General features: G+C 43.8%; 9 protein-coding genes and 1 pseudogene. 7 read left to right on the plus strand and 3 right to left on the minus strand.

Features of this window, described 5'->3' with window-relative positions; genetic code table 11:
• Nucleotides 1-364 precede the first annotated feature (364 nt).
• The gene (locus DWX61_RS13535) at nt 365-1399 is read left to right on the plus strand and encodes a helix-turn-helix domain-containing protein (RefSeq protein WP_118625804.1); all 1035 of its coding nucleotides are present in this window, start codon (nt 365-367) and stop codon (nt 1397-1399) included.
• Between the two features lie 355 nt (nt 1400-1754).
• Complete coding sequence (locus DWX61_RS13540; RefSeq protein ID WP_118625806.1) at nt 1755-2693, plus strand: Abi family protein; 939 nt, start codon at nt 1755-1757, stop codon at nt 2691-2693.
• Between the two features lie 316 nt (nt 2694-3009).
• On the opposite strand, the pseudogene DWX61_RS13545 reads toward DWX61_RS13540, so the two are convergent.
• Nucleotides 3010-3465: pseudogene (locus DWX61_RS13545) on the minus strand (ABC transporter substrate-binding protein); the annotation flags it as partial.
• 149 nt (nt 3466-3614) lie between these two features.
• Here DWX61_RS13545 and DWX61_RS13550 point away from each other — a divergent pair.
• The 3 genes from DWX61_RS13550 to DWX61_RS13560 all read left to right on the plus strand — a co-directional run bounded on the left by DWX61_RS13550 (nt 3615) and on the right by DWX61_RS13560 (nt 6720).
• A complete protein-coding gene (locus DWX61_RS13550; RefSeq protein ID WP_118625808.1) occupies nt 3615-4823 on the plus strand; it encodes a MalY/PatB family protein in 1209 nt (402 codons plus the stop codon).
• Nucleotides 4824-4927: 104 nt separating this feature from the next.
• A complete protein-coding gene (locus DWX61_RS13555) occupies nt 4928-6286 on the plus strand; it encodes a M20 family metallopeptidase (protein ID WP_118625810.1) in 1359 nt (452 codons plus the stop codon).
• 20 nt (nt 6287-6306) lie between these two features.
• The gene (locus tag DWX61_RS13560; protein WP_118625812.1) at nt 6307-6720 is read left to right on the plus strand and encodes a C-GCAxxG-C-C family protein; all 414 of its coding nucleotides are present in this window, start codon (nt 6307-6309) and stop codon (nt 6718-6720) included.
• 322 nt (nt 6721-7042) lie between these two features.
• On the opposite strand, the gene DWX61_RS13565 is transcribed toward DWX61_RS13560, so the two are convergent.
• Nucleotides 7043-7888, minus strand: a complete 846-nt coding sequence (locus DWX61_RS13565) for an AraC family transcriptional regulator (RefSeq protein WP_118625814.1) — start codon at nt 7886-7888, stop codon at nt 7043-7045.
• Between the two features lie 180 nt (nt 7889-8068).
• Between DWX61_RS13565 and DWX61_RS13570 the strand changes: the two genes are divergently transcribed.
• Nucleotides 8069-9262: an MFS transporter gene (locus DWX61_RS13570; protein ID WP_118625816.1), complete on the plus strand. Its 1194-nt coding sequence runs from the start codon at nt 8069-8071 to the stop codon at nt 9260-9262.
• Between the two features lie 141 nt (nt 9263-9403).
• On the opposite strand, the gene DWX61_RS13575 is transcribed toward DWX61_RS13570, so the two are convergent.
• Complete coding sequence (locus tag DWX61_RS13575; RefSeq protein WP_118625818.1) at nt 9404-11521, minus strand: glycoside hydrolase family 36 protein; 2118 nt, start codon at nt 11519-11521, stop codon at nt 9404-9406.
• Nucleotides 11522-11778: 257 nt separating this feature from the next.
• Here DWX61_RS13575 and DWX61_RS13580 point away from each other — a divergent pair, with 257 nt between their 5' ends.
• Complete coding sequence (locus DWX61_RS13580) at nt 11779-12726, plus strand: AraC family transcriptional regulator (RefSeq protein ID WP_118625820.1); 948 nt, start codon at nt 11779-11781, stop codon at nt 12724-12726.
• Nucleotides 12727-12735 lie beyond the last annotated feature (9 nt).

Here is a 12735-nt window from a genome sequence, read left to right on the forward strand (position 1 = left end):
ACAGAAGATCTGACTCCAGAATGCATCTTTCATGGTCTAACTCCATTATATTTATCATCTTTTTTCTTATATCGACGGATATGTATTTATGAACTAATTGTTCTTTTTCAGTATACTACATCAGGGAATAGAGAACAAGTGTTCCTTTTATACTATAGAGATTTTTTTGAGCAGATATGCTCAGACGTGCAATTCATCTCACCACCTGAAGAGGTGGGAGAATTCTTGCTACATTTGTTAAAAAGTTTCCCGGCAGTTAAAAAATCTGAAAGATAATTAACAACAATTCAATTGTGCTATATCTTGAATGCTGTTATGATTTAGTTACAAAAGCTTTTGGAAAATCTGTTAGGAGAGAATTTAAATGAATATTGGCAGTGTGATAAAAAAATACAGAAAAGAAGCCGGATACACCCAGGAAGAGATGGCAAACAGACTTGGTGTTACAACTCCAGCAGTAAATAAATGGGAAAATGGCAACTCTAAGCCAGACATTGAATTGTTGTCACCTATTGCAAGATTGTTGCATATTTCTCTGGATACCCTGTTGTCTTTTCAAGAAAAATTGACAGATTTTGAAATCGGAGAATTTATTCAGAAGATGGACAAAATGTTTTCAGAAGAAGGTTACGAAAAAACATATCAATGGGCTGTAAATACCATAAAAAAATACCCAAACTGCAACTTGCTTATCTGGCAGATCGCAGTAATGCTCGATTCCCGAAGAATTATTGGTGAATGTGATAATCCAGATAAGTACGATGAACAAATCAATGCCTGGTATGAAATAGCCTTGAATGACGAAGAGGAAAAAATCCAGCACCATGCAGCAGATTCCCTGTTTGGCTTTTATTTAAGGAAAAAGGATTATGCTATGGCAGAAAAATATCTACGTTATTTTTCCGACTATGATCCTGTGAAAAAAGTAAAAATGGGACAATTATATATGCAGCAGGGAAAAACAGAAGATGCATATGAAAAACTTGAAGATGTAGTCTTTTCAACGTATACTACATTAAATCTGACTTTTGGTACCATGATCACCCAAGCTCTTGAAGAAAAGAATCATGAATATGCAAAATATCTTGCAAAAAAAATGAATGTTTTAGCCAATGCATTTGACATGGGAAAATATCATGAATGCGCGGCAATGTTAAATGTTGTTGTTGCCGAAAAAGATGTGGAAGGCACTTTTCAGGTGGCAAAGCAACTCTTGGAGAACGTAGATACCATGGGTGATTTTCGAGAATCAAAATTATATCAGCACATGAAATTCCGGAATACTGAAAATCCGTATGCCAAAGAAATGAAGAAGGCATTACTGGAAGGATTCAGAACTGAAGAAGAATTTTCTTACATGAATGGATATGAACCGTGGGATCAATTTATTCATGAATAAAAGCCCTATCCGCCGTGAACAGAGCATTTATAGATGAGAGATTATTTGGCAGGCGTCACGGCTCCTGCATCTCTTTTAACCCATAGAGTGCGTGGTTGCAACGAAATTTACCACCTCAAATAATCTTACCAACATAATAATTGAAATTTGCATACTTGTAAACAAGTGGGTATAAAAAAATCCTGATTGAATATAATTTAACGCAAAGATAATTTCTGATTGACTTTCCAAGTTATATCGGCTATATTATCTTTAGTGATCAGATTGCAGAAACTCGTGAAGCCTGCGATCGGGGGAGGGTGCCGAGGCCCCTCTCCTTTTTCTTTATCTGGAAATATTTTGCTGAGAGGTACATATGAGCAAACCATTTATTACATATACTACACAGATTGAAAAACTGAAAAGTGAAAAAAATCTGATTATTGTAGATTCTGATTTCGCGGTAGAAGCTCTGCAAAATATCAGTTATTATGCATTGATTGGTGGATATAAACATCCATTTATTGATATTCATACTCGTAAATATATTAACGAAGCACGTTTTGAAGATATCGTATCTCTTTATGAATTTGATGAAGAACTGCGTGGACTCTTTTTTAAATATTTATGCCGTGTAGAAAGAAGAATGCGTTCGTCCATTTCTTATCATTTCTGTAAAAAGCATGGGGAGCGTCAGGAAGAATATCTCAATCCTAACAATTATAACAATCTTTCAAAAAATAAAAATGGAATCGCAAAATTAATTAAGATGCTTGATATGATGGCGAAACAAAATAGGGATCATGAATACCTTGTTTATCAGCGTAATAAATATCATAATATTCCATTATGGGTGATTATGAATACACTTACTTTTGGTCAGATATCCAAAATGTTTGAATTTTTACCTCAGAATATACAGGGAACAGTTTGCCAGGATTTTGGAAATGTTAAGAAAAATGAAATGATAAAGTATTTGAAGGTCTTAACGCTGTACCGGAATGTATGTGCACACAACGAACGGTTGTTTTCTTATCATACATATATCGACATTCCAGATACATTATTACATAAAAAATTAAAGATTTCTAAAAATGGTTCAAAATACATTTATGGAAAAAATGACTTATTCAGTGTTGTTATTGCTTTTCGCTATCTACTTCCAAGGACAGATTTTATGCTATTTAAAAAGCAACTATTACACATTTTCAGGAAGTACGAAAAACAGAATTCAAATCTTAAGCTGAATGTCCTCTTTGAATATATGGGATTCCCATCAAACTGGAAAGAGATAACAAAATTTCGCAAAATATAAATTCAAATAAAAGTTTTATCTTGTTTATTGCATATTTAGAGTTGTTGCAGTATATTAATAGCAATTGGGGTATGTGTTTGCGGACATATACTTGGAGGAGTCGGGACAATCTGGCTCCTTCTTTATTGACGGTAAGTAATCCATGCAGTATTATATAAATACAAAGTAGCTCTGAATCGGATATTCAGAGTTGTAAAACGGCGGAAATATCATTGCTGGTATTTCCGCCACTTCTTTTATACATTCTTCGCACTATTCATCCCATCCACCCAATTACACAAAATCACAATCGTCTCATAATTTACATAGTTGTATGTACGCCACCCTTACGACCGCCAAGAACCTTCTCTCCTTTCAGATCCTCCCACTTGAAATCAGGCATCGCTTCTCTTGCCACAAGAAAATTCCCCGCACGCTGGGTTAACTGTGCAAAATTTACGACAGGATCCGTGGCTCCCTCCTGATAAGCATAAACAGATGCCTCTGCGCCCATAAATCCAATATCTGCCTCACCGGAAATCACAGCAGTCATCGTTTTATCTGCTCCGAATCCCGTCACCAGTGTCAGATTCAGACCTTCCTCCGCAAAATATCCCTTCTCGATTGCAACATACTGGGGTGCATAGAAAACAGAATGTGCTACCTCATTTAAAGTAACTTTGCTCAATTTCTCCTCTTCCTTATCTTTCTTTGATGCAAAAACTGTCATCGGCAGCGCCGTCACCGCCAGCATGACTGCCACCGCCAATGCGATCCGTTTTTTATTTTTCATGCAGATACTCCTTTTTTGACTTCTGATTTTAGCATATGCCAGAAGGACCTGAAGGGTTCGGAACATCATACTGAAATGGAAAGGAATTGCCTCTCCCCAAAAAATATGATAAGGTGAAGCAAATAGAATTTTTCAGAAGGAGAATCCATATGAAATATGACTTCACTTCCATCATTGACCGGCATGGCAGAGATTCCATCGCAGTAGACGGCCTGAAGGGCGATGGTTTCTCTCCTGCCCCTCCGAAAGAAGGCTTCGATGCCATCCCGATGTGGGTAGCAGACATGAACTTCCCTACTGTACCTACCATACAGCAGGCGATCATCGAACGGGCCAGTCACCCGACCTTCGGTTACTTCGAAGCCCCGCCGGAATATTATAAAGCCATCATCCGCTGGCAGGAAACACGCCACGGTGTCACCGGTCTGAAGCCCAGACACATTGGCTACGAAAATGGCGTTCTGGGCGGAGTTATCAGTGCACTGAACTGCATCTGCTCCCGCGGTGATAACGTCCTGGTTCACAGCCCGACATACATAGGCTTCACCAAAAGTCTGAAAAACAACGGCTACGAGGCCGTACATTCTCCGCTGGTAAGGGATGAAAACGGCATATGGAGAATGGATTATGCAGACATGGAAAAACAACTCCGGGAAAAGAAGATCCACGCTGCCATTCTCTGCAATCCGCATAATCCCTGTGGACGCGTGTGGGAGCGTTGGGAGCTGGAAAAAGCCATGGAGCTTTACCGAAAACATGATGTCTATGTCATCTCAGACGAGATCTGGTCTGATCTCATCCTGAACGGCCATAAGCATATCCCCAGCCAGTCCGTCAGTGAAGATGCCCGCCAGCGTACAGCGGCCTTCTACGCTCCATCCAAAACCTTTAATCTTGCAGGACTTGTTGGCAGCTATCACATTGTATACAACAGCTGGTGGCGGGATCGTATTTTGAAAGAGTCCAGTCTGAGCCATTATAATATGATGAATGTTCTGTCCATGCACGCTCTGCTTGGCGCTTATCAGCCCGAGGGTTATGAATGGACCGATGAACTATGCGAAGTACTAAGCGGAAATGTAAACTTTGCCTGTGATTACATTGACCGGCACTTTAAGGGTGTCAACGTTTCCAGGCCTGAAGGCACCTACATGCTCTTTGCCGACTGCACCGACTGGTGTGCCGCCCATGGCAAAACAATCGAGGATGTGGAAAAAGCCTGCTGGGATGTCGGTGTTGCCGTCCAGGACGGCAGGATGTTTTTCGGTTCCTGTCACCTGAGAATGAATCTGGCCTCACCCCGTTCCCGCATAGAGGAAGCCTTCCGCCGAATGGATCGGTACGTCTTCAACAGGTAAAAATCTGTTCTGCCATTCATTACAATCTATGCTATAATAAAGCTCATAACACCAGCGTTCCATCCTGTCACTTTCCGGAACGCTGTAAACAGGAGGAAATCAATATGGATATTAAAGAGGAAATCCACGCATTATCAGAAGAAATGCTCACAAATCTTGGCAGACTGGTTGCCATTGACTCCCAGCTCGGTACCCCTTCCGAGGGAAAGCCATTTGGTGAGGGCCCTGCAAAAGCTCTGGAAGAGGGACTGAAGATTGCCGAAGAACTTGGCTTTAAAACCGTAAACCTGGATAACTACTGCGGTTATGCCGAAATGGGTGAGGGCGATGAGATCGTCGGCATCGCCGGTCATCTGGATATCGTTCCTGTAGGCGGAGACTGGACCTACGATCCGTTCCGCCTTACCCGCGAAGACGATCATGTATATGGCCGCGGGACCACTGATGACAAAGGCCCTATCCTGGAAGCGCTCTATGCCATGAAGCTTCTCCGCGATCACGGCGTGAAGCTGAACAAAAGAGTCCGCCTGATCATGGGCTGCAACGAGGAAACAGGTTCCAGATGTATGGATCACTACAATCAGGTCGCAGAAGAGCTTTCCTGCGGTTTCACACCGGATGCCAGCTTCCCATGTATCCACGGCGAAAAAGGCCAGCTTGCCATGATCGCCTGCTCAAAAAACACCCGGATCATCTCCATAAACGGCGGTTTTGTATCCAATGCAATGTGTGACACCTGTACAACCGTTGTTCCCGATGAGGACGGTCTGAAGGAAAAACTGGAATCCGCACTTTCCCGGACGAAGCTCCAGGAATATAAGGTAAGCGAAGAAAATGGCAGACTCACCATCTACGCCAAAGGTGTTCCGGCCCATGCCAGCACTCCTCATCTCGGTGTCAATGCTGCAGGAGTAACCTTTGAATGCCTGGCAGAAGCAGGCTTTGAAGATGACTTTGTAGAATTCTATAACTCCCATATCGGCACTGCATGTGACGGCTCCGGCATTGGTCTGAAATTTGCAGATGAATACGGCGATCTGACGTTATGCAACGGAATCGTAAAAACAGAAAACGGTGTCATTTCCTGTACCATCGATATCCGTGTTCCGGTAACTCTTAATGAGACCGATATCCGCAAAATGTGCCAGGACAGACTGGAAGATAAAAACGGTCGTATTGAGATCACACAGATTGTTGCCCCGTTATTCTTCCCAAGAGAATCTCCGCTGGTAAATGCTCTTTACAAAGCTTACACAGATGTGACCGGCGATACCGAGCACAAACCAATGGTCATCGGAGGCGGCACTTACGCAAAATCCCTCAAAAACATCATAGCCTTCGGACCTGAAAAAGAGGGAATTGACTACCGCATCCACGGAGCCGATGAATTTATCCTGGTCTCCGGTATGGAAGAAGCGGTACTGATCTATATGGAAGCGATCAAAAACCTACTTGCGATTTGAAATCAGGAGGATAAGAAATCATGAGCACAAAAGCTGAATACGCTGCAAAATTACACGAGAATGGCTGTAATTGTGCACAGGCAGTTGCCTGTTCTTTCTGCCGGGAATTTGGCATCGATGAAAACGAGATGTTCCGTATTGCTGAGGGCTTCGGCCTTGGAATGGGTGTTATGGAAATGTGCGGTGCTCTTTCCGGAATGGCTATGATCATCGGACTTTCCAACAGCCGCGGAAACACTGAAGAAGGTTCCGGTTCCAAAGGTGACACTTACAAAAAGCTCCGCACCTATATCCAGAAATTCAAAGAAAAAAACGGTTCCTGTATCTGCCGTGAATTAAAAGGTGTAGAGACAGGCAAGGTTCTCTGCAGCTGCCCGCAGTGTATCACAGATGCGGTTGCTCTTACAGAAGAATATCTTGCGGAAAACAGATAATCTCATAAAATAAAACAGCAGAATTGTATATTCCCTGTAATCCTGGGACATACAGCTCTGCTGTTTTCTGTTTCTATTCGCTTTTCACTGTCAGATCCTTCACCCATCTGTATTTCTTATAATTCAGGTACACAACCGGAATCTTTACAAATTCATCCAGACTGATGAGCTTTCTGGTAAAAATACCGGGGCTCTTTTATTTTCCATTTATTTTTGCCCACGCCTCTTCGTCAAACTTACGATCCTTAAAGTAATATGGCTTGTCCGCATCTGTGATCTCTCAGATAAAACTTTTGTTCTGCCTCTTCTAACTCATCCCCGATCACACCGTCTTCCTGAATTTCGCCGGTGACACTCCAAACTGCTCTCGGAACAGATGATAAAAGTGGCTCACATTGGAAAATCCGCAGCACTCACAGATATCCAGGATCTCCCGGTCTGTCTGTGCCAGAAGATAAACTGCATATTTCAGACGTTCCTGGTTAATATACTGGGTAGGCGTTTTCCCACAGATCTGTTTCAGCAGCCTGCAGAGATGGCTGGGAGAGCACGGAGCCAACTCGCACATTTTCTCGTAGCCTTCCTGGAGATTTTCAATCTTTGACATATTTAAGAGAAGCTCTGACAACCAGGAAGGCATCTGATTCCAGGGATCCTTTTCATCATAAGTGAAGAAATAATCCTCCAGAAGAAGCGCAATGACACACTGTGCATGATATCTTGCATGCCGGGGATGGCTGCTGTTTACCAGCTTTCCCGCAGTATCCATTGCATCCAGAACCTTGCGGAAATTTTCCCCTTCCAGATGTACATAGGCAGGCATCTCACTGTTTATCAGTTTATCCATCTTTTCCTCCTGCTCCAGAAACAGAGAAACATTCCGGAGCACCTGGGTAGAAAAGCCCAGATTCCGGACGCAGAAATTCTCCGAATGATAAAAGTTATAGCTGTGCATATCATTGGGGCGTATAAAAAACAGATCCCCCTTTCTTACTGTCTGCACGGAATCATTGATCATATGATAGGCCGTACCCTCTGAAATGATAAAAAGTTCATAATGATTATGAGTATGTATTGGCACATGCTTGTAAATATCCGAAATCGTATAGGAAAGTCCGGACTCTCTGTTCAGCGGATACTGTTCTTTTCCAAATACCGGTATTTCCATCTTCTCTTCTCCTCCCCACTTTCTGATATCAATATACTACAAAAATCTGACAGCTGTAAACAAGAAACATAGTGTAAATTGTGATATTCTTTTACCGCATTGAAGAAGATTTTCTTATTGAAAAAGATTTCTCTGATGCAGATATTTAATTTTTAATTTTTTCAGGGAGGACTTATCATCATGTCATCATCCAAAGCTCGATTTTTTAATCCGGCTGTTGTAGGCCTGATCATGCTCAGCTTTTTTCTGGGTACCAGTGAATATACTGTGATCGGTATCCTGCCGGAAATTGCGGACGGATTCGGAATTTCACTGACTCAGGCCGGAAGCATTGTATCTCTGTTTGCCTTTGCCTATGGCCTTGGCACTCCGTTTCTGGCTGCCTATGTGGGAAAATACAACCGTTTTCGTATTACCATGCTGGGGATCTCACTGTTTGCGCTCTGCAATCTGATCTGTGCCATTGCTGTCAATTACATGGTATTTCTGGTGTTCCGTATTCTTACGGCTGTGGTTTCCGGTACTGTGGTTTCCATCTCCATGACTTATGCGGAAGATGTTGCTTCCATCCCGGAGCATATCCCAGGTGTGATCGCAGGTGTTTTTTCAGGCTTCAGTGTCGCTTCTGTTGTGGGTGTGCCTATCGCTTCCACCATCACGCAAACTTTTGGCTGGCGTGCGGCTTTTATCACGATCTTCGTGGCAACCCTGGCTCTGCTGGCGCTTCTGTTTGTGAAACTGCCGCGGCAGAACCGGCTGAAGGTCGGAAGTATTCTGGAACAGTTTAAGCTTTTTCTGGACAAAAGGATCTCCATTGGCTGTGCCATCGTTTTCCTGGCAGGCGCCTCCACTTACTGTTTCTATACTTATCTGACACCGATTTTCCAGCAGGAGCTCCATATTCCGGATTCCATGCTGAGCCTTGCGCTTCTGATCTTTGGTATTGCAGCGATCACCAGCAATGTAAGCTCCGGTCAGGTGGCAAACAAAACCGGCATCCGCATGCTGCCCCTGATCTACGTCATCCAAACTGTATGTCTGCTGCTTCTGCCTATTGCCACCCATAATCTGATAAGCGGAGGACTGGTACTGTTTATCCTCGGTGTTATGATGTATCTTCTGAACTCACCACTGCAGATGCATTTTCTGAATATCGCCACCAGAGAGCATCCTGCCTGTGTAAACCTGGCATCTTCTCTGATCTCAGTTTTCTTTAACTTTGGTATTGCAGCCGGTTCTGCCATGGGTGGAGTGATCGTAAAATATGCTGGACTTCGTTTTGTAGGGATCGGCGGTGCAGTTCCCGGTATCGGAGCGTTCATCTGTGCGATGATCCTGCTTCAGATCATGAAGCCTGGTGCGGATATCCGGTAAATAAAAATACAGCCAGGAAATTATCCGGATCTTATATCCGATATTTCTGGCTGTATTTTTATTCTCTCAATTTTCTTCTGTTACTGATGTGGTTTTACTTTCATATTCTTTCAGTCCCATAATCAGGACTTTCCTCTTTTTCTATTTCATCTCGATTCTAAATAATCTCGCTGCTTTTTCCTGCGGCATCTTCACTACAAGATTTCCATTTTCGATTTTATATTCGCACATCTCTTCCTTCGGATAGATCACAGATACTCTGCGGATCTGATCTGCATTTTCCAGAGGGATCACTGCTTCTGTTGTTCCCGGTGTCCATACGGAAAGATAAGTATTCTTCTCTGCTTTCACTCCGTAAGCAAGAACTTCGGATTTCAGAGTTCCAAAACCAAGTGGGAAGAACGGCACGCCGTCACGGACTTCCTCCCGGATCTCCTTATACAGGGAGATTCCCTCCTTCATCCGGTTCATGGAATTTTCTCCCAGTTTCCATACCATACCGCTGATATATGGGCGGAGAAGCATACCATTTACTACATTGTAGATCACATGCTCTTCTTCATCCTCATACGGATATACCCACATACCTCCCTGCTCCGGAGTTACCGCACTGGCTACGTTGGCAGCGATATTGGCATTGTAGAGATAATCTGTCTGATCACTGGTAGACTGCAGGCTTAATATCTTCAGCATACCATAATCCATACGCTGTCCGCCGGAACCGCAGTTCTCCACAACAAGCTCCGGATGATCCCGGAAGATTTCCTCATACCACTGGTGGAGGCATTCATAATGCTCACGGATGGCATCTGCACAGCTGTCACTGTTCAGGTCACTTCCATATCCCATAGTTACGTTATAGTCCACTTTAAAGTACTCTACACCGTAATCATTGATCAGCCTGTCTACTACATCACGGCAGTATTTTCGTACTTCCGGATTGCGGAAATCCAGCATATAGCGTTTATTGTCAATGTGGCGTTTTCCATGGCGGCAGACAAACCAGTCATCAGGAAGCTTGTTTGCCAGCTCGCAGGCAACTCCCATAACCTCGATTTCCAGCCAGAGTCCCATTTTCAGGCCTTTACTGTGCGCATGATCGCAGACTTCTTTCAGACCATTCGGGAATCTTCCGGATGCTTCTTTCCATTCCCCGACACGGTCCCACCAGAATCCGTCGTCATACCAGCCTGCATCCAGGCAGTAATATTCACATCCAAGCTCTGCTGCCTTGTCAATAATGGAAAGCTCCCGCTCCGTTGTAGGGTCTCCCATCAGGCAGTTCATGTAATCATTAAATACCACGTTCAGCTTCTCATCGTCCGTATTAGGTCTGCGTACTTTTCTCCGATATCTGGTCAGTGCCGCTGCCACCGGATTCAGACCACCTTTTACAACGGCTACCCCTGCCGGAACGGTTGTGAAGCTTTCTCCCGGTTTCAGATTCTTATACCAGCCGTGCTCCTGCTCTGTAGCCCCGCTTAAGGCAAGATACAGATTTCCGCCCTGTGCAGAGCCATATTCTGCCAGCCACTGTCCGGAGCTTTCAATCTGGAAAATATACGTCTCCCCCGTTTCTCTGTCCTCGGCAATTCCCATGGGAAGATACTCACAGGTAGACCAGGTGCCCTTTCCACTGTAACAATAACGGTTCAGACCATATCCCTGATGATTGAAGCCATCTACGACCATTCCGTTTAAATTCAGCGTTTCTGCATCGTATTTCTGCCACTGTGCCTCACAGCACCAGCTGTTAAACGGCACATAGATATCTGTTTTTTTATAATAAGGCTTCTCGCCGCCTCTGGAGATTCCCTGATACATAAAGGAAGAAACATAAGTCAGCCCCTGATCCTCGCTTCCCTCATTGATGACCTCTGTCCAGGTCTGTACTGCCGGCACTCCGTCAAACAGGCGCATATGATATACCGCCTTCAGCTTTTCCGGGGAAACCATTACGATCTCCAGCTCTTTTCCGCCATCCTGTTCCTTCAGCTCATGGTTCTCATAAACAAAATCCACAGAGGACTGATTAATGTTGTTTTTGTAAGCATGCATGTTCAGGTTTCCAGTGCCGCTTCTGTGAATCTCAACAGCCGGGTAACAGATATCCTCCTTCGGCTCCATGATTGCTTTTTTTACTTCCTGTGAAGAAAAATCTGCCAGCTCTACCACGCCGTTTTCCCGGATACGGAACCGGATATCCAGGCCATTCTCATGTAATTCGATCATTTTCATGTTTTCATTTTTATAGCTCATAGAAAATACCCTCCGTTTTTCTGATTCTGATCACAGTATAACATTTGTTTTTTTATGAGGTGACAGGTATCATCCCCTGAATGTAAAAATGCAATATATTGTCGTATTTATTTTTGCGTGATATACTTATTTGCAGACAGCAAAGGGTACATTCAGGCGGGCAGAGTTTTTTAACCGGATATCTGCATCTGTCTGACTCGAAATTTACAGCTGAAATATTTACATTCCGTTTCGCATCGTACTCAGGAGGTTTTTTCATGCCAGATATTTTCCAGGACTCTTCCCAATATTTCCATATTTCTGCTTTTTATGCTCTCTCCCTGCCTTATTATCATATGGAGCATCACACACATTCCAGCTATGAGATTATGTATATCACCTCCGGTTCCTGCCGGGTTTTCTGCCTGGACGGCACGCAGGACACAGAATTCCCACTGAAATCCGGGCAATTTATCTTTATCCGGCCGGATGTACCTCACAGGCTGGAGATTCCAGACGGTTTTCCCTGCTCGATCCTGAATCTGGAATTTTCCCTTACTTCCAAAAAAAGCCCGGTTGCTCTGGAGCTTCTCCTGAAAAAGGATCCCGGATTTTCCCGGTTCTGGAATTTTACGGACGTCTCCCAGGGCTTCTGCTCTGGCACGGATTCCCGCAGCTTCGGATACAGCCTGAAGGATCTGCTCACATTTTTACAACAAAATTCCGGTCAGATACAAAAGGAAGAATTCCTCTTCTTTCTTCTTTTCAGCCGTATGCTTACAGAGCTTGCATTCTGCGCCCGCTCCAGCCGGAGCACCCAGGGAATCGTCTATCTGAAAAAAGCGCTCCGCTACATTGATGAGCATTATCTGGAAGACATTGATATTCCTGCCATCTCCGCATATGCAGGGATCAACAAATCCTACCTGCAGGCGCTCTTTACAGAAAAAAACGGCTGCACCATCAATACCTATATCAACCGCAAGCGTATGGAACAGGCCGCCTTTCTTCTGTGCAACAGTACTCTGCGCATTACGGATATTGCCTTTTCTTCCGGATGCAACAGCCGGCAGCATTTTGCACATACCTTCGAAAAATTTTATCATATGAGCCCTTCCAGGTACCGAAGCCTTCATACCCGTCCTCTCCGTTCGGATACTCAAAAGAAACGCTATCATATGATTGACGGACTGAAGCTGGAAAGTGAACCCTTTCCTCAGGAATAAAACTTACTT

The organism is Ruminococcus sp. AF20-12LB, assembly GCF_003478985.1.
Lineage (GTDB): Bacteria > Bacillota > Clostridia > Lachnospirales > Lachnospiraceae > Blautia_A.